The 21,670-nt window shown below is 68.0% G+C and carries 19 protein-coding genes; 5 read left to right on the plus strand and 14 right to left on the minus strand.

The window, feature by feature from the left end; genetic code table 11:
* Positions 1-7: 7 nt before the first annotated feature.
* The 4 genes from ACIPUB_RS15140 to ACIPUB_RS15155 form a co-directional block, all read right to left on the minus strand.
* Positions 8-1,033 (minus strand): Ppx/GppA family phosphatase, encoded by a 1,026-nt coding sequence (locus tag ACIPUB_RS15140; RefSeq protein ID WP_407608114.1) that lies wholly within the window; start codon positions 1,031-1,033, stop codon positions 8-10.
* A gap of 40 nt (positions 1,034-1,073) precedes the next feature.
* On the minus strand, positions 1,074-3,857 hold the full coding sequence (topA, locus tag ACIPUB_RS15145; RefSeq protein WP_407608115.1) for a type I DNA topoisomerase: 2,784 nt from the start codon (positions 3,855-3,857) through the stop codon (positions 1,074-1,076).
* Between the two features lie 135 nt (positions 3,858-3,992).
* Entirely contained in the window at positions 3,993-4,637 is a 645-nt protein-coding gene (locus ACIPUB_RS15150; RefSeq protein WP_407608116.1) for an ArsR/SmtB family transcription factor, read from the minus strand.
* Positions 4,638-4,648: 11 nt separating this feature from the next.
* Positions 4,649-6,319, minus strand: coding sequence for a methyltransferase (locus tag ACIPUB_RS15155; RefSeq protein WP_407608117.1), 1,671 nt, complete (start codon positions 6,317-6,319; stop codon positions 4,649-4,651).
* Here ACIPUB_RS15155 and ACIPUB_RS15160 point away from each other — a divergent pair.
* Together ACIPUB_RS15160 and ACIPUB_RS15165 are read left to right on the plus strand one after the other, a co-directional pair.
* Entirely contained in the window at positions 6,318-6,902 is a 585-nt protein-coding gene (locus tag ACIPUB_RS15160; RefSeq protein ID WP_407608118.1) for a GNAT family acetyltransferase, read from the plus strand. The genes ACIPUB_RS15155 and ACIPUB_RS15160 overlap by 2 nt on opposite strands.
* 107 nt (positions 6,903-7,009) lie before the next feature.
* Positions 7,010-8,848 (plus strand): HNH endonuclease signature motif containing protein, encoded by a 1,839-nt coding sequence (locus tag ACIPUB_RS15165; RefSeq protein WP_407608119.1) that lies wholly within the window; start codon positions 7,010-7,012, stop codon positions 8,846-8,848.
* Between the two features lie 180 nt (positions 8,849-9,028).
* Here the strand turns inward: ACIPUB_RS15165 and ACIPUB_RS15170 are convergent, their stop codons facing one another.
* On the minus strand, positions 9,029-9,943 hold the full coding sequence (locus ACIPUB_RS15170; RefSeq protein WP_407608120.1) for a rhodanese-related sulfurtransferase: 915 nt from the start codon (positions 9,941-9,943) through the stop codon (positions 9,029-9,031).
* A gap of 137 nt (positions 9,944-10,080) precedes the next feature.
* On the opposite strand from ACIPUB_RS15170, the gene ACIPUB_RS15175 reads away from it, so the two are divergent.
* Entirely contained in the window at positions 10,081-10,749 is a 669-nt protein-coding gene (locus ACIPUB_RS15175) for a GNAT family N-acetyltransferase (RefSeq protein ID WP_407608121.1), read from the plus strand.
* Between the two features lie 101 nt (positions 10,750-10,850).
* A complete protein-coding gene (locus tag ACIPUB_RS15180) occupies positions 10,851-13,196 on the plus strand; it encodes a DEAD/DEAH box helicase (protein ID WP_407608122.1) in 2,346 nt (781 codons plus the stop codon).
* A gap of 35 nt (positions 13,197-13,231) precedes the next feature.
* On the opposite strand, the gene ACIPUB_RS15185 is transcribed toward ACIPUB_RS15180, so the two are convergent.
* The 7 genes from ACIPUB_RS15185 to ACIPUB_RS15215 form a co-directional block, all read right to left on the minus strand.
* Positions 13,232-13,627 carry an Rv3654c family TadE-like protein gene (locus ACIPUB_RS15185; RefSeq protein ID WP_407608123.1) on the minus strand — a complete coding sequence of 132 codons (396 nt, stop codon included), beginning with the start codon at positions 13,625-13,627 and terminating at the stop codon, positions 13,232-13,234.
* Positions 13,627-13,968, minus strand: coding sequence for a TadE family type IV pilus minor pilin (locus ACIPUB_RS15190; protein ID WP_407608124.1), 342 nt, complete (start codon positions 13,966-13,968; stop codon positions 13,627-13,629). Before ACIPUB_RS15190 ends, ACIPUB_RS15185 begins: the two co-directional genes overlap by 1 nt.
* Positions 13,969-13,987: 19 nt before the next feature.
* On the minus strand, positions 13,988-14,206 hold the full coding sequence (locus ACIPUB_RS15195) for a DUF4244 domain-containing protein (protein WP_407608125.1): 219 nt from the start codon (positions 14,204-14,206) through the stop codon (positions 13,988-13,990).
* Between the two features lie 211 nt (positions 14,207-14,417).
* On the minus strand, positions 14,418-14,963 hold the full coding sequence (locus tag ACIPUB_RS15200; protein ID WP_407608126.1) for a hypothetical protein: 546 nt from the start codon (positions 14,961-14,963) through the stop codon (positions 14,418-14,420).
* Positions 14,960-15,673, minus strand: a complete 714-nt coding sequence (locus tag ACIPUB_RS15205) for a type II secretion system F family protein (RefSeq protein ID WP_407608127.1) — start codon at positions 15,671-15,673, stop codon at positions 14,960-14,962. The genes ACIPUB_RS15200 and ACIPUB_RS15205 overlap by 4 nt, the downstream gene beginning before the upstream one ends.
* Positions 15,667-16,923, minus strand: a complete 1,257-nt coding sequence (locus ACIPUB_RS15210; protein WP_407608128.1) for a TadA family conjugal transfer-associated ATPase — start codon at positions 16,921-16,923, stop codon at positions 15,667-15,669. The genes ACIPUB_RS15205 and ACIPUB_RS15210 overlap by 7 nt, the downstream gene beginning before the upstream one ends.
* The gene (locus ACIPUB_RS15215; protein ID WP_407608129.1) at positions 16,920-18,215 is read right to left on the minus strand and encodes a hypothetical protein; all 1,296 of its coding nucleotides are present in this window, start codon (positions 18,213-18,215) and stop codon (positions 16,920-16,922) included. The genes ACIPUB_RS15210 and ACIPUB_RS15215 overlap by 4 nt, the downstream gene beginning before the upstream one ends.
* Before the next feature lie 213 nt (positions 18,216-18,428).
* On the opposite strand from ACIPUB_RS15215, the gene ACIPUB_RS15220 reads away from it, so the two are divergent.
* Positions 18,429-20,144: a bifunctional 3'-5' exonuclease/DNA polymerase gene (locus ACIPUB_RS15220; protein WP_407608130.1), complete on the plus strand. Its 1,716-nt coding sequence runs from the start codon at positions 18,429-18,431 to the stop codon at positions 20,142-20,144.
* A gap of 27 nt (positions 20,145-20,171) precedes the next feature.
* Here the strand turns inward: ACIPUB_RS15220 and ACIPUB_RS15225 are convergent, their stop codons facing one another.
* Entirely contained in the window at positions 20,172-20,888 is a 717-nt protein-coding gene (locus tag ACIPUB_RS15225) for an NUDIX hydrolase (RefSeq protein WP_407608131.1), read from the minus strand.
* Positions 20,885-21,670 (minus strand): endonuclease III, encoded by a 786-nt coding sequence (gene nth, locus ACIPUB_RS15230; RefSeq protein WP_407608132.1) that lies wholly within the window; start codon positions 21,668-21,670, stop codon positions 20,885-20,887. The genes ACIPUB_RS15225 and nth overlap by 4 nt, the downstream gene beginning before the upstream one ends.

Consider the following 21,670-nt stretch of genomic DNA (forward strand, 5'->3'; position numbering starts at 1 on the left):
TTTATCGCTACAGAACGTTGCTGCCCTGGGACATCGACATTACCGAGGAACGGCCCAGGGCTACCTCTCCGACACCCACGCTACTACTGAGCGGGGCGGTCGAGTCAAAAAGTACGTGGTCAAAGCGGCGCAGCATCAAACCCTCGCGCAGCGCCCACGGGCAGATGCGCAGGGACTTGACCTTCAGCGCGCTCATGGCCTCCAGTGCCACGATGGCGCCGGCCAGCAGCTGCGGGGCGCGGATCGCCGAAACCCCCGGCAGCTCGGCACGCTCCTCCCAGTTCATCGCGGTGAGCCGGTTGGTCCAGAGCTTGAGCGACTCGGCACGCAGCACCCGCTTGACGTAGGGACCCTCGGCGCTGGGTGCGGCGCCGGTGATCCTTGCCAGCGAGCGGAACGTCTTGGAGGTGCCGGTGACCACGGTGGGCCGCCCGAACTCGGCCAGCTCGGCCACCGGTTCGGCGAGCACCTCGCGCACGTGATGGCGCAGCGCCTTGACCTGCTTGATCGAGGGCGGGTCCTCCGGCAGCCATTCGCGCGTCAGCCGCCCGGCGCCCAGCGGCACCGAGTGCGCGGTGGTGGGGAACTCGTCCACGCCCAGGGCGAGCTCGAAGGAGCCGCCGCCCATGTCCAGGTTCAGGATCCTATCCGAGCTCCAGCCGAACCAGCGGCGCACCGCGTAGTAGGTCATCCCGGCTTCCTGCTCGCCGGTCAGCTCCGTGAGGTGGACTCCGGTCTCGGCCACGACCCTGGCCAGGACCTCGGCGCCGTTGGCCGATTCGCGGATTGCCGAGGTGCAGAAGGCCAAAAGGTCCTCGGCATGGTGGTTGATGGCGAATTGCGCGGCCTCGTGCACGAAGTCCAGCAACTCGGCCTGCCCGGCCTCGTTGATCGCCCCGTGCTCGTCCAGGTATGCGACGAGCGAGAGCGCCCGCTTGTGCGATGCAAAGGGCACCGGGCGGGCGCCCGGGTACGCGTCGACCAGCAACAGGTGAACAGTGTTCGACCCGATATCCAGTACGCCCAGCCTCATGGTGTCATCCTCATGTGTGTGGCCCTCTTGCCGCGTGCGGCTAGTTGCCGGTCTTCTTGGCTGCAGGCTTCTTGGCAGGTGCCTTTTTCGCGGGTGCCTTCTTGGCAGGGGCCTTGGCAGCGGTCTTGCGCTTGACCGGGCCGCGGGCCCGCTTGTCGGCCAGCAACTCGATGGCCTTCTCGCGGGTCAGCTCCTCCAGCGTGGTGTCGCGCGGGATCGTGATGTTGGTGACCCCGTCGGTGATGTAGGCACCAAAGCGTCCCTCCTTGACCACGATGTTCTTCTCCGAGACCGGGTCCGGGCCGAATTCGGCCAGCGGCGGCACCGCGGCGCGGGCGCCGCGCTGCTTGGGCTGCGAGTAGATCTCCAGCGCCTGCTCGAGGGTGATCGTGAAGATCTCCTCCTCGGAGCCGATGGAGCGCGAGTCGGTGCCCTTCTTCAGGTAGGGCCCGAAGCGGCCGTTCTGCACGGTGATCTCCACCCCCTCGGCGTCAACGCCGAGCACGCGCGGCAGCGAAATCAGCCGCAGGGCCTCCTCGAGCGTGACGGACTCCACCGTCATCGACTTGAACAGCGAACCGGTGCGAGGCTTGGCCTTGACCGGCTTCTTCGGCGGCTTGGGCTTGCCGTTCTTGTAGTACTCCACCGGCATGGCCGCCAGTTCCTCGGCCGTGGGCTCCACAATGACCTCGGTGACGTAGGCGCCGTAGCGCCCTTCCCTGGCCACGATGGTGCGCCCGGTCTCCGGGTCCACGCCCAGCACGTTCTCGCTCGGGCCCTGGTGTTCCATGAGCTCGATGGCCTTCTCGGCGGTGAGCTCGTCCGGTGCCAGGTCCTCGGGGACGTTGGCGCGCTGCGGGTCGGTGCCCTCGGGGGCGTCTGCAGGCAGCGGCTTTTCCAGGTACGGGCCGAACTTGCCCACGCGCAGCACGATGCCCGGGGCGATGTCGATGGAGTTGATGGCGCGGGCGTCGATGTCGCCCAGGTTGTTGACCACCGATTCCAGGCCGGCCTCGCCGCTCTCCGTGGACCCGAAGTAGAAGTCCTTGAGCCAGGCGGTGCGGCCCTTCTGCCCGTGGGCGATCTCGTCGAGGTCGTCCTCCAGGCGTGCGGTGAAGTCGTAGTCCACGTACTTGCCGAAGTGCTCCTCCAGCAGGCGCACCACGGAGAACGCGATCCAGCTGGGCACCAGGGCGCCTCCGCGCTTGGTGACGTAGCCGCGGTCCATGATGGTGGAGATGGTCGGGGCAAAGGTCGACGGGCGCCCGATTTCGCGGGCCTCCAGCTCGGCGACGATCGAGGCCTCGGTGTAGCGTGCCGGCGGGCTCGTAGTGTGCGGAATCGCGTCGATGCCGGTGCCTGCCAGCGGGTCGGAGACCTTCAGCTGCGGCAGGCGCGCCTCCTCGGCGGCCTCGGCTGCCTCTGCCTCGCGGGCTGCGTCGCGGCCCTCCTCGTAGGCGGCCATGAAGCCGCGGAAGGTGATCACGGTGCCGGAAGCGGAGAACTCGGCTACCTGCCCCGTGGCGGACTCGCCGGCGAGCTTGATGGTCGCGGTGAAGCCCTTGGCGTCGGCCATCTGCGAGGCGACGGTGCGCTTCCAGATCAGCTCGTAGAGCTTGAACTCGTCAGCCGAAAGCTGGGCGCGGACGGTGGCCGGGCGGCGGAAGGAGTCGCCGGCGGGGCGGATGGCCTCGTGGGCCTCCTGCGCGTTGTCGCTCTTGCCCTTGTAGGCGCGCATCTTCGCCGGTACCGAGTCGGCGCCGTAGAGTTCGGCTGCCTGCTTGCGGGCGGCGTTCACGGCCTCGTTGGAGAGGAACACCGAGTCGGTACGCATGTAGGTGATGTAGCCGTTTTCATACAGGCGCTGGGCGACCTGCATGGTGGACTTCGAGCTCCAGCGCAGCTTGCGGGAAGCTTCCTGCTGCAGCGTCGAGGTGGTGAACGGCGCGGCCGGGCGGCGGGTGTAGGGCTTCTCGTCGACCGAGGTGACGGCGAAGTCGGCGTCCTTCAGGCCATCGGCCAGGGCTGCTGCCTTGGCCTCGTCCAGGTGCGCCACTGCACCGGATTTCGGGGTCTTCAGCTCGCCGCGGTCGGTGAAGTCGCGGCCGGTGGCAACGCGTGCCCCGTCGACCGAAGAGAGCTTGGCGCCGAAGCTTTCGCCCGCTGCGGTGGCGAAGGTTCCGGTCAGGTCCCAGTAGGAGGCGGTGCGGAAGGCCATGCGTTCGCGTTCGCGCTCGACGACCAGGCGCGTGGCCACCGACTGCACTCGGCCGGCGGACAGACCGCGGGCCACCTTGCGCCAGAGCACCGGGGAGATCTCGTAGCCGTAGAGGCGATCCAGCACCCGGCGGGTTTCCTGGGCGTTGACCAGGTCGGTGTCCAGCTCGCGGATGTTCTCCATCGCGCGGTTGATGCCCTCTTGGGTGATCTCGGTGAAGGCCATGCGGTAGACCGGGACCTTGGGCTTGAGCACCTCGAGCAGGTGCCACGCGATGGCTTCGCCTTCGCGGTCCGCATCGGTTGCGAGATAGAGCGCGTCGGCGCCCTTGAGCTTGGCCTTGAGTTCGGCCACCCGCTTCTTCTTGTCCGGGTACACGACGTAGTAGGGGTCGAAGTCGTTCTCGACGTCCACGGCGAACTTGCCGTAGGGACCCTTCTTCATTTCCGCCGGAAGATCGGCGGGTTGCGCCAAATCGCGGATATGCCCCACCGAGGCGTCGACTTCAAAGCCCTCGCCCAGGTACTTGGCGATGGACTTGCTCTTTGCCGGGGACTCCACGATCACGAGTTTCATTCCGGTCTTTTCCTTGGCCTTGGCGGGCACAACACTCCTATTAGCAACCAGTGGTGCACCAAAGTGGGCGCACAGCACATTCCCTGCTCTAGGTTAGCCGTATTTTTACGCGCCGAGGCAAGCAGCGAGTCCAAGACGCCGTTTTGCGCTACCCGCTGAGGGGCCTCAGGGGCCTTGCTCGCCGCGGATTTCGGGCAGGAAGGAAAGCATGTAGTAAAGCCGATCGCCGTCGACGCCGCGTTGCTCGGGTTCGGCCAGGGCCTCGTATTCATAGAGCAGTCCGTAGACCTTGGCGATGAATTCCTTGCGCTGGACCTCGGAGAGGAACACCACGCCCGTGGTCAGCACCGGAGCCCTGTCGGGTTCCGGTTCCTTGCCTGCCTTGCGTTCTTTGTCACGGCGCGCGATTTCCGCCGAGAGCCGATCGCGGAAGGCGTTGAGCTGGACGTTGAGGTAGGCATTTTTCGCGCTGGTCGAATCCGAGAGCGAGCCCAGGACGAGCTGTCCGCCGGCGGCCTTCCACCGGCGCTCGCGCCCGTCGCCCTCGCTGGCGGCGCGGACCACGTAGCCGTACTTTTCCAGGGCGCGCAGGTGGTAGCTCATCGCGCTGGGCGTCAGTTCACAGCGCGTGGCGAGCTCGGTGGCCGTGCGCGTGGACTGCGAGGCGAAGAGTTCCTCGAGGACCGTCAGGCGCGCCTCGTGGGCGAGCGCGCGAATGGCTTGCGGGTCGCTGATCGACACCGAGGTGACGGGCATCGGCGACAGGCCAGCGCTCTTGGCGCTGGGTCCCGGGGAAGTGTTCTGGCTCATATGAAAAAACTTTAGCGGTTGTTTCGCATCTCCAAAAGGAAGCCACGCTTAATAAGCCTGACAACCCCCTCATGAAGCCGGGTGGAAAAGTCCGGATCGTCGCCTCCCACCAGCGATTCGAGGGCACCGACTAGGGACGATACGCTCAAATCGCCGTCGCAGGCGGAGACGAACCCGGCGAGCGCGGTGTCCAGAATTTCGGTTCGCCGCAAACCGGCTCCTTGCCGTAACAAGATCACCCCGGGGTGCTCCGCGCCCGGGCGCTGGTGCCGTTCCTCGGTGACATCCTCGGCCACCACCAGGTGCAGCTGGCCCGCCTCCCGGGAATCCAGCTCGTCGGCCACGGCGATGTCCCGAGCAAGGTACGGGCCGATGGGCTGTTCGATGGGGTAGCTGATCGATTCGAAGAGCCTGCCGATGCCCGGGTGCTCCGCTGCCGGGCGCCGCAGCCACACCATGCCGAAGCCGATGGCGGCGACGTTGCGGGAGGCGAAGTCGTCGAGGTAGGCACCGTACTGCGCGGCGAAGGCCTCCGGGTCCCGCCCCTGCGAGGCATCGCGCAGCCAGGTCTCGGCGTACCCGGTGGGGCTCACGACCTCGCGCTGGATGAACCATGCCTCGGTGTCGCCGGTGAGCCAGGAGCGCGGCCCGGCGCTCCATTCGGGTTCCTCCTCGGGGTTCTCCGCGGCGGTGATTTCCCAGTTGGCCAGCATCTGCGCGCAGCCCCCGGGCTTCAGGACCCCGGGCAGGGTGCGCACGAGGGTGGCCACCAGGGAATCCCCCGGCATCCCGCCGTCGCGGTAGGTGAAGCGCTCGGAATCGTCCTGGCCGGCGGTGCGCGGGGTGATGACGAAGGGCGGGTTGGAAACCACCAGGTCAAAGTGCTCCCCCGCCACCGGTTCGAGCAGGGAACCCAGGCGCAGGTCCACACGGGCCGAAAGGTCCCCGGGGTCGATGTCCAGGGCCTGGTGGTTAAGCAGCAGGTTGAAGCGCGTGAAACCCAGCGCGCGGGCCGAGATGTCGGTGGCGACGACGCGGCGTGCGTGGGAGAGCAGGTGGAAGGCCTGGATGCCGCAGCCGGTGCCCAGGTCCAGGGCGGTGTCGACTTGCGGGCGGACCGTGGTCTGGGCGAGTGTCAGGGAGGCCTGCCCGATGCCCAGCACGTGGTCGTGGCGCAGCACGCCGGGCCGTTGGTGGGCACCCAGGTCGCTGGCCACCCAGATCTCCGCGTCGGCATCCGAGGCGTGCGGACGCAGGTCGATCCGGGCCCGGCGGTTCCGGCTGCCGTCGGCATCCTCGATCAGGCCCAGCGCGCGCAACCCCTCGATCCCGGTGGCGGGGAAAGCGGCGGCGACCTCGTCGTCCCCGACATCGGTGCCCAGCATGAACATCCCGAGGATGGTTCCCAGCGCCGTTGGCTCGGGCTGGGCCGCGATGCGGCGCAGTGCGGGGATGAGCTGGTCGCGCATGAGCGCCTCGTGGGCGCTGTCCCCCAGGAACTCCGTGATGGCTTCGTGCGCGTATTCCGCCCGCCGCAGGTCCCCGGCGAGTTGTTCAAGAAGACGGACGTCGTCGCTGCGCGGCGCATCGGGAACCTGGGAAAAGTTTTCGGTGGAAGTCACGCTCCACAGTCTAGCGATCCGGGAAAAACGGGGCTCCGTCCTGCTTATGATGGAATCCATGATCGAGATCACCACCACACACCTGCAGCAGCTCTCCGCCGGGGAGCTTCGCCCCTCGTCCCGTGCCCTGCCGGCCGATGCCCGGATCGAGCGGGTCGCGGAGATCACCCCGGAGTTCAGCAAGTTCCTGTACCAGAGCGTGGGCAGCGGCTGGAATTGGGCTGACAGGCTTTCCCTCACCCGCAGCGCCTGGGAGTCGCTTCTTCGCACCCCGGGATCCGAGACCCACGTGCTTTACGTCGACGGGGCACCCGGCGGATACGTCGAATTGAGCGGACGGATCGAGGATTCCGGCACCGAGGTCGAGATCATGTACTTCGGCCTGTTCCCGCAGTGCATCGGACGGGGACTGGGCGGGGCCCTGTTGACGGAGGGGATATCGCGGGCCTGGGACCTCGACTCCCGGGTCGGGGGCTTCCCGCCGGTGAGCCGGGTCTGGGTGCACACCTGTTCGCTGGATGGACCGGCCGCCCTGGCCAACTACGAAGCCCGCGGGCTGCGGATCTTCCACACGGAAACCGAGCTGGTCGAGCCCGGCGACGGGGCGGCCGGGCTGTGGCCAGGGGAATCACTGGCCTCTTAGGCCGCGCGCCAGCGGGGCAGCGCCACACCTTCGTCCCTGCTGCGTGGTTGTCCACAGTTTCCGAATCCCGCGCCCGCCAATCGCCCGCGGGGTGCATGCTGGTGGACATGGACACCGACCGGTTCATCGCACTGGCCACGGGCACCCGTGGCAATCCGGGGCACTCCTTGGCCCCGGTCGATGAGCTGCGCGCCCTGCTGGAGGCCCAGCGCATCATCCGGGACCTGTCCCGACGCGTTGCCGCCAGCACCACCTCCCCCACCGCCGCGGTGCTCTTCGCCCACGCCGCCGAGGACGGGCACCGCGCAGCCGCACACGCGCAACTGATGGCCGCCGACACCGCCCGGCGCACCCTGGCCCACGAACTGCCCGAGGCCACTTTCGACGCAATCGCCGCCATCCACCGCGACCCGGCAGCATACACCGACGGCACCCTGGAATTGCCGGCGGACCCGGCCACCGTACCCACCGGACGCCTTGTCTTCCGGGACACCGCCGAACTGCTCGCCGGGACCCTGAACGTGGGATATTTCCAGGCCCGCGAGCGGGTCAACACCATCGACCTCCTGCTGCCGGGCACCGACATCCACGGCATTGAGCAGCCACCCCGCTTCCCGCTCTTGGCTGAAGACTTCGCCAACGGCACCGCCGACCCGAAGGAAATCGGCGCCGCCGCCCGCAGGCTCGAAAAACTCACACCCCAAATCAACCAGCATCCAGACCCTGCCGTGCTGTCCGCGCAGCTGGAGGCACAGGTCGCCGAATCCGTCCGCCGCGAGGAACCCCGCACCACCGCCAAGCTTCTCGCCGGCATCCAGACCACCCTCGAACACGGCATCAAAGACGTCCCCGCGGAAATCCTGCGCACCAAGGTCGGGCTCTTCTACCGTGGCACCACCAGCGGCATCGGCGAATTCCTGCTCCGTACCCTCCCGGCCGACACCGCTACCCTTCTGGCCCTCTGCGCACAAACCGACAATCCCCGGACCAAGGCCGGGGACCGCGACGGGCTGCTCCAACAAGCCCTCGCCACAGAAACGGCCCTGGGCGCAGCCCCCGCCACGGCAGAAGACGCCATCGGACATGGCGGCGCTTCCAGTGAATCCACCGACCAGTCGACGAACGGTCGCGCCGGTGCCGGTGCGAGCTTCCCGGACTTTCTCGTCGACGCCGCCACCGGCCAGCCATTGACCGACCAGGCGATCGTCAACTCCCTTTCCTTGGACTCCCTCGACATCAACCCGAACAACCTGTTCTCCGGCAACACAGATGGAGCCACCCGAACCAACGGAAACGGGATGGGGGCCGGTGATCCGGTCACCATGAACTCGACGTCCCTCGGAACCGACGGACTGACGCCGCCCCAACGACATCTTCAAGGCCTGATGAACCTCATCAAGGCCGCCGGCAAACCGAGCAACGGGAAGAAAACCACAGGCCTGCCCTCACCCAAGACCCTCATCATTGCAACCCTTGCCGAATTCCAAGGCTTGGCCGACACCCACGGCCTCACCCACACTGGCCAACAACTTTCCCCCGCGGAATTGCGCCAGGCCCTATGCAACGGCGGAGCCATCCCCGCGGTCATGGGCGGTGACAGCCAGATCCTGGACCTCGGGCAGGAGCAACGCTTCTTCCCCGACTACATGCGCGAAATCATCCTCGGCATCTACGGCGGTTGCATCGTCCCGGGCTGCACCGTGCCTCCGGAGCATTGTGAAATCCACCATTTCCAACCATTCGCCATGGGCGGGAAGACTGAGGTCAATTCGGGCGCCCCGGGATGCACCTCGGCCCATCACGGCTTCCACACCGGACTCATGACAGTCGTCCGCGACACCGACGGCCTCTTCAGCGTCATCCTGCCCAAGTTCATGGACCCCGAACAGAAGCCCCGGCGCAACAACTACTGGCGAAGCAACAGCCCCACCCCGCCACTGTTCTAGGATCCGGTTCCCTGTGTTGTGGCCAATCGACGGAGCCGATTTCAGCAGGATCGAGAGCCGGGATTCGGGCAGGAAAAAGGACGACCCTCCCAGCACTGGCTGGAAGCGAGCCGCCCCATGAGGTTTCGAGGAGTTCGGGACCCCTTTCCCCGGGTGATCCCGTAATTCACAAACCGTTTACTACACCTCGATGCGGTCCTTGGCTTCCGCGACACATTCCGGACACTGGCGCAGCTCCTCGTCGGCAGCGCAGTCGGCGCAGAACAGCCGTAGGTTGCGGCAGGACAAGTTGGAGCAGTTCTCGAATTTGTTCGTGGGGGCCGAACAGCCCACGCACTGCCCAATGGTCACGGCGTCCTCACTGAACTCCATGTGCATTCGCTTGTCGAACACGTACAGTGATCCTTCCCACAGGCCCTTGTCGCCGTAGGTCTCCCCGTAGCGCACGATGCCTCCCTGCATCTGGTAAACCTCCGTGAAGCCGCGCTTGACCATGAGCGAGGACAGCACCTCACAGCGGATGCCGCCGGTGCAATAGGTGACGATCGGCTGGTCCTTCATGTCGTCGTACTTGCCCGATTCGATCTCGGCAATGAAGTCATGGGTCGTTTCGACGTCGGGCACAATGGCGTTCTTGAACTTGCCGATCTGTGCTTCAAAGGCGTTGCGTCCGTCAAAGAACAGCACGTCCTGGCCCGCGGCCTTCTTGGTTTCAACGAGTTCGTGCAGGGCCTCGGGCTTCAGGTGGATTCCGCCGCCCACCACACCGTTTTCGTCGACTTCCAATTCGCCCGGGGCACCAAAGGAAACCACTTCGTCGCGGACCTTTACGGAAATCCGGGGGAAGTCCTCAGCCGAGCCCTCCGACCACTTGATGTCCATTTTCTTGAAAGCCGGATACTCCCGGGTGGCCTTGACGTAGGCCTTGACGTTCTTGATCTCACCGCCGACAGTTCCATTGATGCCGTGGCTCGAAATGATGATGCGGCCGCGCAGGCCCCACCTCTCAAGCAGGGCTCGCTGCCAAAGGCGCACGGCCTCGGGATCGGCTAGCGGGGTAAAGGCGTAATACAAGACAATTCGGTTCTGCGACACGCTATTAAGGGTATGGCCTAGAATCCACGTGGCGCACGTGAAGTGGCAACCATCACCGGGTGAACGCTGTGTTTCAAGGTTGCAACAGTTCGCCTAAATGCACGGCATGTAGGCAGTTCACGGGGTAGGGTCTGAATATGGGATCTTCTGCAAGCGATGAATTAATCGGCACATGGGTTACGGGCTGGGCTGGTGCACGAGGCTACGAGAGCAGGCACGAGGGCCGCGTCCATGCCGCCCTGCGCCACGACACCTCGGGCGACTGGGAGTACGTCATTTTCGAGCCATCCAATGAGGAATTGGTGGCCGTTGCCGAGACGCTGCACAAGCACCCCAAGCGTCGGCTGACTGCGTTCGCCAACGAGACCACCACACTGGTTGACGCTGCCCGGGCGGCCGGACTCAAGGTACTCAATGCCGATGAGGTCCTGATGGTCACGGAAATGGGCGGCCACGATGTCGAGGAGCCCCGTCCCTACGACGGCTTCTCCTTCCAGATCGAACGCGACCAGGCCCACGCCTACGTCTCCATCCACCCTGACGAAGACCCCGAGGTGGTGGCCGCCAGCGGCCACGTGTCGGCCGTGAACGGCTACGCGATCTTTGACCGCATCATCACGGCACCGGATTTCCGCCGTCGCGGCCTGGGCAGCCTGACGATGCGCGCATTGGTCTCCCTGGCGCTGGAGCACGATGTCGAGGAGGGTCTGCTGATCGCCAGCATCGACGGGCAGCAGCTCTACAAGTCCCTCGGTTGGACCGATCTGGGCAACGTCGTACTCTTTGAAGGAACCCACGAAGCCTAACCTGCTCGGGTGCCTTGAAGTGGTGGGTCTCGCTGATGCGAGGCCCACCACTTTTTTGTGGCCTGGCTGCCGGAGCTTCCCAGCGATGCCACAATGAATCAGTGAACGCTTACTCGGAACAGATTGCCCAGCTCGGCCACGGGCCAACACCCCAGGCACTGCTCCATTCCCGGATCATCGAGGCCAGGGAGGCATTGCCCGGCCCATGGCCGGAGTGGGTACACCCGGACGTCAGGACCGCCTTTGAACGCACCGGCGTGTCATCCCCATGGCTGCACCAGGTACAGGCCGCAACCCTCGCCCAAGAAGGCCATCACACCATCGTTGCGACCGGCACCGCCTCGGGCAAATCGTTGGCCTACCAGCTTCCCGCCCTCAATGCGATCCACACCTCGTCCTTGGAAAACCAGGCCAGCCTGGTGCCGAACGATGCCACCGTGCTCTATCTTGCACCCACGAAGGCCCTGGCCGCCGACCAGCTCACGGCCATCGAGGGCTACCGGCTGCCCACGGTGCGGGCCGCCGGTTATGACGGAGACACCGAAATATCGGCCCGTCGCTGGATCCGTGACCACTCGAACTTCATACTCTCCAACCCCGACATGCTGCACTTCGGAATCCTTCCCAACCACACCTGGTGGGCACGGGTGTTGCGCCGGCTCAAATTCGTCATCATCGACGAGGCACATTCCTATCGGGGTGTCTTCGGTTCCAACATCGCAAACTTGCTGCGCCGACTGCGCAGGATCTGCGCGCACTACGGGGCCGACCCAGTGTTCATCGGTGCCTCCGCAACCAGCGCGGATCCGGCCGAGTCCTTCTCCCGGCTCATCGGCGCCCCTGCCAGGGAGGTCACCAACGACTTCTCCCCCAAGGGCTCGGTCACCATTGCCCTATGGGAGCCGCCCCTGACCGAGCTACATGGGGAAAACGGAGCACCAACTCGCCGCACGGTGATTGCCGAAACCTCAAACTTGCTGGCCAACCTTGTCTGTTCCCAGGTGCGGACGCTGGCGTTCATCAAGTCCCGACGTGGCGCGGAAACCATTGCCACCATTACCCGCTCCATGGTGGACCAGGTCCATCCTTCCCTTCCCGATCGGGTGGCCGCCTACCGTTCCGGGTACCTGCCCGCCGAGCGCAGGGAGCTCGAAAAAGCGCTCCGCAACGGGACCCTGCTCGGCGTTGCCTCGACATCCGCCCTCGAACTGGGCATCGACGTCGCGGGGCTCGACGCAGTGCTGGTGGCTGGCTGGCCAGGGACCAGGGCCTCGTTCTTCCAACAGATCGGCCGGGCCGGACGCGCCGGGCAGGATTCGCTTGCTGTCCTGGTGGCCAGCGACGACCCCCTGGACACATATTTGGTCAACCACCCCGAAGCCATTTTCGAGGCCGGTGTGGAAGCCACGGTCTTCGACCCGGAGAATCCCTATGTCCTATCCGGACATCTGTGCGCCGCAGCAGAGGAACTCCCGCTGCGGGTCGAGGACCTTGCCGCTTTCGGGCCCTCCGCGCAGGGCCTGCTCGAATCCCTGGTGCAGCGCGGCTTCCTACGCCGTCGCCCCGCCGGCTGGTTCTGGACGCACCCGGAACATGCAGCTTCCATGGTGAATCTGCGCGCCGATGGCGGCGGGCCGGTGAGCATCATCGAGTCGGACACCGGCGCCCTGTTGGGAACCATGGACTCGCCTCAGACCCACTACCAGGCGCACAACGGTGCCATCTACGTGCACCAGGGTGCCACCTATGTGGTTGACGAACTCAACGAAACCGACCATTGCGTCATGGTCACCCGCGCCAACCCGGACTTCTACACCCAGGCCCGGGACATCACCACGGTCGAGGTCATCGAGACCGACCGTTCCGAGGCGTGGGGCCCAATCACCGCGAACTTCGGCGACGTGGTGGTAACCACCCAGGTGGTTTCCTTCCAACGCAAGTCGGTCATGAGCAACGAAATCCTCTCCGAGGAACCACTTGAATTGGAGGCGCGGGACCTGCACACCAAGTCGGTGTGGTTCACCATCCCGGAGAAAAGGCTGTTGGCGGCCGGGATCAGCCCTGAGGAATTCCCCGGCTCGCTTCATGCGGCCGAACATGCCGCCATCGGGTTGCTCCCACTGGTGGCATCCAGCGACAGGTGGGACATCGGCGGCGTGTCAACGGCGCTGCACATGGACACCGGCATGCCAACGATTTTCGTGTACGACGGGCACCCCGGCGGCGCCGGATTCGCCGAGCGCGGATTCGACAAGGCGCGCACCTGGATCGGCGCCACCCGCGACGCGATCGCCGCCTGCGAATGCGCCACCGGGTGCCCCTCGTGCGTCCAATCCCCCAAGTGCGGCAACAAGAACAACCCACTCGACAAGGCAGGTGCCGTGCGCCTGCTCACGGCCCTCCTGCAGGAAGCCCAACGGGCGGCCGGGCCAGTCTTGAAAGGATAGGCCCGTACCGCCCGCAGGGTTTCACCGACGCGGGGTCAGGGACCGCGCCAGGGTTGCGGCGGCGGTCCCGCCCGTGCCACCGAAGTGGCGCGGGTCACCGGCGGCAACCAGCCCACCGGCGAGACCGACACGTGGACTTCCACCGTCACCACTTCCCCACCCTTTCCCTGACGGTTGCAGCTGGTCAGGGTGGCCGCATTGGCAGCGGCTGTGCTGGCGGCGACCCCGCACGGGTCACCCGGAAGCAGGCGGCGGGCGGCGTCCGCTGCGGCCAAGGCCGCCAGATCGGCCGCTGTGCCCGCCTTGGCCCCGGCTTGGGCCACCGCGGTGAACATCAGCACCACCACCAGCCCGAGCGCGGCCACGCACACCACGGACAGCATGAGAACGGTTCCGCTGCCGCGTTGCGCTTGGTTCGTCGCCTGGCTCATCACTGCTGCTCCGTGCGCGCGCTGGCCTCGGCACGGAGTTCGACCTCGCCAAGCAGTGGCAAATGAACCCCGGACCGAACCACGACATGGCCGTATTCGCCGGCTTGGCCACAGCTCACGCTGATTTGGCCACCGGCAATGCGGTGCGCGGTGCCCGTGGCCGTCCCGGAGTCGGAACCGCGAGCCAGTTCCCTGGCCGCGGCACTGGCGGCCTGCTGGATGCGCACCTGTTCGCCTCCCACGGCTCCTGCCCCCGCGACCACGGCCAGCAAGATGGCCACGGCGGGCAGCAGCACTGCCACTTCGGCTGTGCTGCTGCCGGTCTCTGATTGCCTGGCCATGTCGCCTGCTCCCTTTTCCCTAGAAGGACAGGGCCTGGCGAATCAGGCCCATCAGCAGTCCGCGAACGTCGCCGCTGGAGAGAATGCTCACCAGCAGGCCGGCGAAGGCCACCGCGGCCAGCGTGACGATGGCGAATTCAGCGGTGGTGCTGCCTTCCTCGTCGTTCAGCAGGCCGGTGGACGGCTCGATGCGATCGTGCAGGTCGATGTGGCCCGGGGCGTTGTTGTTGTTGTCCATGGTCTTGTCCTTTGCTTGTGCTTGTTGATCGGTTGCTCCTGGAAGGGGATGGGGCTGGCCGGTGGCCCTGATGGCGGGCGGTGGGCGGCTCCCGATTAGAGTCTGTTCCTTGGCTGGCGGCCCGGGGACGGGCCGGGCACCTGCTGGGGATAACCGCGGCCGGGTCTCGGCACCCGGACAGGTCCGGACGGGTGCGGGGAAGCACATGCCGTTAGAAGTGCGGCATCAGGGAAATCACGACGGGCACCACGCCCAGGGCAATGAAGGCCGGCAGTGCGCACACCCCCAGCGGGATTACCAGCTTGATGCCGAATTCCGCTCCCCGTGCCTCAGCTTCCCTGACGGCACGCTTGCGCGCGGCGGCTGCGGATGAACGCAGGAGGGCGGCCGCCGGCGCGCCGGAAAGCTGGGTGAAGCGCAGCGTCTGCTCAAGTTCCCCGGCCGGTCCGGTGCCCTGACTCCAAGCCCTGTCCCATCCGACGTTCAGGTCCATCGCGCGCGAGACGCGCAACAGGGACCCGTACCCCGGGACGTTTGCGCCGATGATCCGCAGCACGGCCCGGACCGGTAGCCCCGATTCCAGCAGCGTGGCACACATTTCAAGCACCAGCGGCACGGGTTCGGCCAGGGGCGACGGCCGGCCCCGGGCAGTGGCGGCCTTGCCGCCACTGCCCGGGACACGGAAACCGCCGGGTGCTGAAATCGCCATCCACACCGCTGCCCCGGCCAGGAGCACCGCGGCCAGGGACCCGATCACGAGGGCACCTTGTTGGTGATGGCGCGCAGCATCCGTGCGCACCAGATCCGGTTGCCCAGCCACAGTGCCACACCACAGACCAGCGCCACCCGGCCCACCGAATGCGTCGTTAGCACCGACAGCGGGTTGATGCCGAGCAGTTGGCCCAGCCCCAGCCCGATCCCGGGCAGGTAGGTCAGCAGCCGGCTAGTGGCCCGCGGTCCGGCGAGAGCCGCCTCGAGGGCGCGGTGCATGTCAGCGGCGGTCTCCGCTTCCTCGGCCAGGGTGTCAAGCAGCTCGGCGAGCGCCGCCCCCGATTCCTCGCTGATGGCAAAGCACCAGGCCAGGCGCGTCCAGAGCCGTCCGCGGCCGGGGTATGCCGCCGCGTGGGCCGCCAGTCCGTCCTGAAGGGTCCCGCCGGTGTGCCATTGGGCCAGGGCCCGGGTGCAGCCGGCGTGGATGTCGGTGGCGGTCCGGGTGGAGTCCGCGGCCCAGATGGTTTGCAGCAGCCCGAAGGCGGAGGCGGAGCTGGTGCCGGCGCGCAGCATGGCAGCGAGCTGGCGGACGAGTTTGGCATAGTCCTCGGCGTCGGTGGCGAGGTTGGCCCGCTGCCGACGCCTTCGTTCAAAGCGGGCGGAAGCGCCGATCGGCCCGCAGCGGCGATGTCCGGGGGCCGGCCACAGCCAGGTCGCGGCTCCCAGCAGCAGCACGGCACAGGCGAGCGTCACCATGGGCTGGACTCCCCCGCTGCCTGCAGTCGGGTCCTGAACCAGTCCACGGCCTCGGCGTCGCAGTTCCCCGTCCCGGTTTCCCGGATCATGCGCACCGCCAGGTTCCCGGCGTCGGTGAGCACCACCCTGCCCAGCTGCACGGGTCCGCGGGCGCCGGTGGCAGGATCCCGCCAGACGTGGATGAGCACGTCCAGGGCACTGGCTGCCTGCAGCGCGGTGGCGGCAGAGTCCATGTTCGCCAGTGCCCCCATGGCGGCAAGCCGTGCCGGCACGGCGGTAACGCTGTTTGCGTGTACGGTGCCTGCGGCCCCCTCGTGGCCGGTGTTCATGGCGCCGAGAAACTCGCGCACCTCCGCTCCCCGGCATTCGCCGACCACCAGCCGGTCGGGGCGCATGCGCAGTGCCTGGCGCACCAGGGTGTCCATCCCGATTTCCCCTGCCCCCTCGACGTTCCCGCCGCGGCTTTGCAGGCCCACCAGGTGCGGGTGCGCCGGGGCTAGTTCCTGGGAGTCCTCGACCACGAGGATCCGCTCGTCGCCGGGCACCCGGGCGAGCATGGCAGACAGCAGCGTGGTCTTGCCCGCCCCCGTGCCGCCGGAGACCAGGAAATTCAGTTTCGCCGCCACGATGGCCCCCAGCGCCGCGAGCCAACCGGGGTCCGCAACCAGCGTCTCCAGCCGCTGGTTCCGGTTGCCCTTGATGCGGATGGACAGCAGCGGCCCGCCGGTGGAGATCGGGGGCAGCACCGCGTGGATGCGATAGTTGCCCAGGGAGACGTCGACGAAGGGCTGGGCGTCGTCCAGCCGCCGTCCCCCGGCCGCTGCAAGGCGCACGGCCAGGGCGCGGATCTGCCCGGGCTCGGTGAAGCCGAGGTCGGAGGCATGGAGCCCGGCGCTGCCGTCCACCCAGACCCGGCCGTTGGCGTCGATGAGGATGTCGGTGGTCCCGGGAACCTGGGCCATGCGTTCAAGGATGCCCAGCCCGTGGATGTCGTCGCTCAGGTTGCGCAGCATCTCGGTGCTGCTCGCCGCGCCCATGACGCGTCCCGAGGCCCGCACCGCCGATGCCAGGTCCACTTCGCTCAGGCCGCCTCCCTGTCCCATGGCCCGCAGCCTGACCTCCTCCAGCACCCGGTCGGGCGCGGCAGCACCCTGGGCAGGGGCCGGGGAGCCGGCTTCCCAGCGCCTGCGTCCGCGGCGTTCGCCACCGGCGGCCGGCCCGCCGGTTGTTCCGGGCGAGTTCGCCTTCATGCCGCCTGCCCCGCTTCGGGTGCAGGTCCCCGGCCCAACATGGCCACGGTGCGCCGCAGCGAGCGGCGGACCAACACGTTCATCAGCGATCCGTCCGCGGCGCCGCGTGCGATGGCCCGGCTGGGTGCGAAGTATCCGCCGAGCCCCATGCCGGCCCGTTGCGCCAGCGCGCGGGTGTCGGTCCCGGAGGCGAGCTTGCCGGTGAGGACCAGGTTCCAGTCCCCCGCACGCTCCCCCAGGCGATCGGCCAGCCGCCGCCCGGTGCCGGCCGCCGCGTTGGAGGACCGGGCCGCGAGCAGCAGCAATCGGGTGTTGGCCAGCCCAGCCACGGACGCCGGGACCCCGGTGACATGCCCGGCATCGATCACGATGTGGTCGTAGATCCGCCGGGAAGCTGCCAGCACTTCGGCCAACAGTGCCTCGGAGGGCACGAAGCTCCCGGGATTCCGCACCCAGGACAGCACCGCGGTGCCCTGGGCCAGCGGCAGGATCTCGGCCAGTTGGCCCGGGGAGAGCTGGCCCCGCGAGCTTTCCAGGTCCTCCCAGCCCAGCCCGTCCGGTTCCCGGGGCTTGAGAATCGGCCACAGCCCTGCCGAATGCGGGTCGGCATCGAGCAACAGCGTGCGTGATCCCTCCAGTGTCGCGGTGGCAGCCAGCAGGGAGGCGAAGGTGCTGGTCCCCGCCCCTCCGCCGGCACCGGCGACGAGGGTGATGCGGGCGCGCCCGGAGTGCAGCCCCAGCTCGCCCAGGTATTCCCCGAGCCAGGCCGCGGCCGCAGGAAGCACCGCGACGCGGGCGCCGGGGCTGGTGGCGGCAGCGCGCCAGAGCACGTCCTGGTGTTCCTCGGTCCCGACGAGGATCAGCGTGGAGGCCGCCAGCCGGGAGCCGATCTCCCCCACGGCGTCCTGCCCCACCAGGATCACCTCGTCGCGGTAGGCGGCTGCCTGTTCCACCTCCCGGCAGGGCAGCAGCTGGACCCCGGCACCCACGGCAACCGAGGCCAGCGCCTGGGCGAGCTCCACGTCGCGGCTGAGCAGGATGCACCTGGCCAATTCCGCCGGCCTGGATCCCGCACGCATCCCGGGAACCTCCACGGGATGCGTGCGCGGCGCATCGGCCGGTTCCGGAGTCCCGTCCAATTCCTGCTCCGCTTCCCGAGCGGGGACGCGTTCAGGTTCCCGCTCCCGCTCCCGCTCATTTTGCCGCGCCTGGGCTGCCCGCAGTGCCGGAAGCTGCAGGGTTCGCTGGCCGGCACCGGGCAGCCGGGCCACAAATCGCATCTCGTCGTTCATGCCTTCCAGCGTGTGCCCGCCCGGTGCCGGGGTGAAGCCCCTTCGGTGCCGGCGGAAGACAACCAGCCACCGGGCCGGATCCCAGGTGTGCGGGAAAGCGGGAAAGCCCGCGCCGCGGGCAAGACCGCAGGGCAAGAGCGGAGGTCAAGAGCGGAGGTCAAGCAGGAGAAGACGCGGGGACCGGGGCGGGTGGGGAAACTGCGAGAATGGAGCGTGCAGCAATTTGCGGTAGTGGCCACCCACTCCATCTCCCAGCCCGAGTCCGAAGCCGGTTCGGCCACCGCCGTGGTGCAGCTCGTCGATGCCGCGGGCACCGCCCTGATGCCCCCGGTGCAGGTGTACGGCAATTCCCTGCCCTCCGTGGTGGCGGAGCTGGAGGCCTCGCGCAGGCCGCGCTGGGTCTTTGACTCGGTGCACGACTGGTACCCGGAATTACTCGCCGCCGGGGTGCGGATCGAGCGGGTCCACGACCTGGGCCTGGTCCGCGCCATCCTGCGCAACGCGCCCTACGCGGAGCAGGGCGGCTACATCGATTCCGTCCGTGCCCTGGCCGATCCCTCCACCGCTGCCCCCGCGCACCTGCTGCCCCCGGCCCGGGTCCCGGAGAACCAGGGAGAGCTGTTTTCCGAACCCAAGGACCAGGCAGGGGCGCTGGAGAACGTGCTGGAGGAGTTCCGGGCCCAGCGCGCCGCGGTTCCCGAGACGGAACGCGGGGCCCGGCTGGGGTTGCTGCTGGCGGCCGAGTCGGCAGGGGCACTCATCGGCGCCGAGATGACCCATGCGGGGGTGCCCTGGGACGTGGCGGAGCACCACCGGCTGCTGGCCGAGGCGCTGGGCGAGCGTGTTCCGGCCGGGGTGCGCCCGCCACGCATGGAGGAACTGGCCGCGCAGCTGCGCGCCCTGCTCGATGCCCCGGGGCTGAACCCGGATTCGCCCGCCGAACTGCTCAAGGCCATGAACCGGGCCGGCATCGCGGTGGCCAACACCCGTGCCTGGGAGCTGACGGAGATCAAGCACCCGGTGATCGAGCCGCTGCTGGCCTACAAGAAGATCGCGCGGCTGGCCACCGCCAACGGCTACGCCTGGGTGGACCGCTGGGTTTCCGGCGGACGCTTCCGCCCCGAATACATCGTCGGCGGGGTGGTCACCGGGCGATGGGCCTCCCACGGCGGCGGGGCGCTGCAGATCCCGCACCAGGTCCGTTCGGCCGTGCGCGCCGATGCGGGCAAGGTGCTGGTGGTGGCCGATGCCGCGCAGCTGGAGCCGCGCATCCTGGCAGCGCTTTCCCGGGACGACGCGCTGGCCACCGCCGCCCGGGGACAGGACTTGTACCAGGGCATCGCCGATGCCGGGTTCGGCGGTGACCGCGCGCACGCGAAGATCGCAATGCTCGGGGCGATGTACGGGGCGACCACGGGGGAATCGGGACGGCTGATGCCCAAGCTCAAGGCCACCTACCCGCGCGCCGTGGGCCTGGTGGAGTGGGCGGCCGCGCAAGGAGAGGCAGGGGCGCCGGTGGCCACCTACCTGGGCCGGGGCACCCCCGAGGTGCCGGCTGCCTGGCGCCAGGCCAAGTCGCGGGCCTCATCGGAGTCCGAGCAGCGCGCGGTGGAGACGGAAGGGCGTTCCCGCGGGCGCTTCACGCGCAACTTCATCGTCCAGGGCACCGCCGCCGAGTGGGCGCTGTGCTGGATGGGCGAGTTGCGCAAGCGCCTGAACGCCGGCAGGACGGCGGGCATCGAGACAGGCGAGCTGGTGTTCTTCCTGCACGATGAGATCATGCTCCATGTCCCGGCCGAGCAGGCGGACACCGTGGTGCAACTGGTGCATGCCTCGGCCAGGGCGGCCTCGGAGCTGCTCTTCGGGCAGATCCCAGTGGATTTCCCGGTCACCGCGGTCATCGTCGACTCCTACGACCAGGCCAAGTAGCGCAGAGGTCCCGGTGCGGGGCAGTCGCTAGGGGTTGCGCCGGTCGCCGACGGCCACCGACACCTCGCGCTCCGCGTCCCAGGGCAGCGTCCAGCCCAGGTCGTTGAAGATCCGGTCCAGCAGGATGCCGGTGAAGCCCCAGATGAAGCCGCCGGCCACGTCGAAGGCAGGGGCGCAAAAGCGCTGCCCGTCGCGCTCCACGACGGCCGAGACCCGGTTGGCGGGGTCCAGCAGGTCGGCGACCGGGGCGCGGAAGACGGCGGAAGATTCCGCCATGTCCACCACGAACACCTCCGAGGTCTGGTGCCACCAGCCGATGACCGGGGTGACGACGAAGTTGGTGATGGGCAGCTCCGCATCGGGCAGCACCCCGAGGATCTCCACGCCCGCCGGATCCAGTCCGGTCTCCTCGCGGGCCTCGCGCAGGGCCGCGGCGACGGCGTCCTCGTCCTCCGGGTCCACCTTGCCGCCGGGAAAGGCGACCTGGCCGGCGTGCTTGCGCAGCGTGTCGGCGCGCGTCACGAAGAGCACGTCAAGGTCGTCGGGGACCGACTTCACACCGGTGGCAGCCGGCACGTCGTCAAGCCGGCCGAAGAGGATCAGCACCGCCGCGTGCCGTGCGCTGGCCGGATCCAGCGCGTTGAATACCCAGCTTTCGGGCATCTTGGTCGCCAGTTCCGGGCCGCGGCCGGAAAGGTGCGCCTTGGCGTCGATCATGGCCAGCAATTCCTCGCGTACGCTCATGCTTCCAGACCATACCCCTCGGCGCGCAGCTCGCGGCGCGTGGCCCCGGCGCGCATCCGCTCCAACAGTTCCTCGCGCCCCGGAGCCAGCTCGTACTTGAGCAACTTGGCGGCCTTCGCCTCGTCGGTCTCGCCCTCGCCGTAGGCGGGGCAGAGCGTGGTCAGCGGGCAGGCGCCGCAGGCGGGCTTGCGGGCGTGACAGACCCGCCGGCCGTGGAAGACCACGCGGTGGCTGAGCATGGTCCAGTCCTTCGGCTCGAAGAGCTCGCCGACCGCGTGCTCGATCTTCACCGGGTCGCTCTCCTTGGTCCAGCCGAAGCGGCGGGCCAGGCGCATGAAGTGCGTGTCGACGGTGATGCCCGGGACCCCGAAGGCGTTGCCGAGGACCACATTGGCGGTCTTGCGCCCCACCCCGGCCAGGGTCACCAGGTCCTCGAGCCGCCCGGGAACCACCCCGTCGTACTCATCGACGATGCGCGTGGACAGGGCCAGCAGCGAGTTGGACTTGGCGCGGAAGAACCCGGTGGGACGGATCAGCTCCTGCAGGGCCTCGGGCTCCGCCTGGCTCATCGCCAGCGGATCGGGGTACGCGGCGAAGAGCGCCGGGGTGATCGCGTTGACGCGCACGTCGGTGGTCTGGGCGGAAAGCACCGTTGCCACCAGCAGCTCGAAGGCGTTGGTGAAGTCCAGTTCCGGGACCGCATACGGGTAGGCCTGCGCCAGTACGCGGTTGATCTTCCGCGCCCGGCGCTTGCGCCCCAGCGGGGTTTCGTCGCTCAGCAT

It is taken from the genome of Paeniglutamicibacter sp. ORCA_105 (assembly GCF_045798545.1).
Classification (GTDB): domain Bacteria; phylum Actinomycetota; class Actinomycetes; order Actinomycetales; family Micrococcaceae; genus Paeniglutamicibacter; species Paeniglutamicibacter sulfureus.

Bases quoted from the DNA above. Each gene is read 5' to 3' on its own strand.
- ACIPUB_RS15225 (WP_407608131.1), bottom strand. From the start codon at position 20,888: ATGAGCGTACGCGAGGAATTGCTGGCCATGATCGACGCCAAGGCGCAC.
- ACIPUB_RS15210 (WP_407608128.1), bottom strand. From the start codon at position 16,923: ATGAAGGCGAACTCGCCCGGAACAACCGGCGGGCCGGCCGCCGGTGGC.
- ACIPUB_RS15205 (WP_407608127.1), bottom strand. From the start codon at position 15,673: ATGGTGACGCTCGCCTGTGCCGTGCTGCTGCTGGGAGCCGCGACCTGG.
- ACIPUB_RS15185 (WP_407608123.1), bottom strand. From the start codon at position 13,627: ATGAGCCAGGCGACGAACCAAGCGCAACGCGGCAGCGGAACCGTTCTC.
- ACIPUB_RS15215 (WP_407608129.1), bottom strand. From the start codon at position 18,215: ATGAACGACGAGATGCGATTTGTGGCCCGGCTGCCCGGTGCCGGCCAG.
- ACIPUB_RS15175 (WP_407608121.1), top strand. From the start codon at position 10,081: ATGGGATCTTCTGCAAGCGATGAATTAATCGGCACATGGGTTACGGGC.
- ACIPUB_RS15150 (WP_407608116.1), bottom strand. From the start codon at position 4,637: ATGAGCCAGAACACTTCCCCGGGACCCAGCGCCAAGAGCGCTGGCCTG.
- ACIPUB_RS15190 (WP_407608124.1), bottom strand. From the start codon at position 13,968: ATGGCCAGGCAATCAGAGACCGGCAGCAGCACAGCCGAAGTGGCAGTG.
- ACIPUB_RS15140 (WP_407608114.1), bottom strand. From the start codon at position 1,033: ATGAGGCTGGGCGTACTGGATATCGGGTCGAACACTGTTCACCTGTTG.
- nth (WP_407608132.1), bottom strand. From the start codon at position 21,670: ATGCTGAGCGACGAAACCCCGCTGGGGCGCAAGCGCCGGGCGCGGAAG.
- ACIPUB_RS15165 (WP_407608119.1), top strand. From the start codon at position 7,010: ATGGACACCGACCGGTTCATCGCACTGGCCACGGGCACCCGTGGCAAT.
- ACIPUB_RS15160 (WP_407608118.1), top strand. From the start codon at position 6,318: ATGATCGAGATCACCACCACACACCTGCAGCAGCTCTCCGCCGGGGAG.
- ACIPUB_RS15155 (WP_407608117.1), bottom strand. From the start codon at position 6,319: ATGGATTCCATCATAAGCAGGACGGAGCCCCGTTTTTCCCGGATCGCT.
- ACIPUB_RS15195 (WP_407608125.1), bottom strand. From the start codon at position 14,206: ATGGACAACAACAACAACGCCCCGGGCCACATCGACCTGCACGATCGC.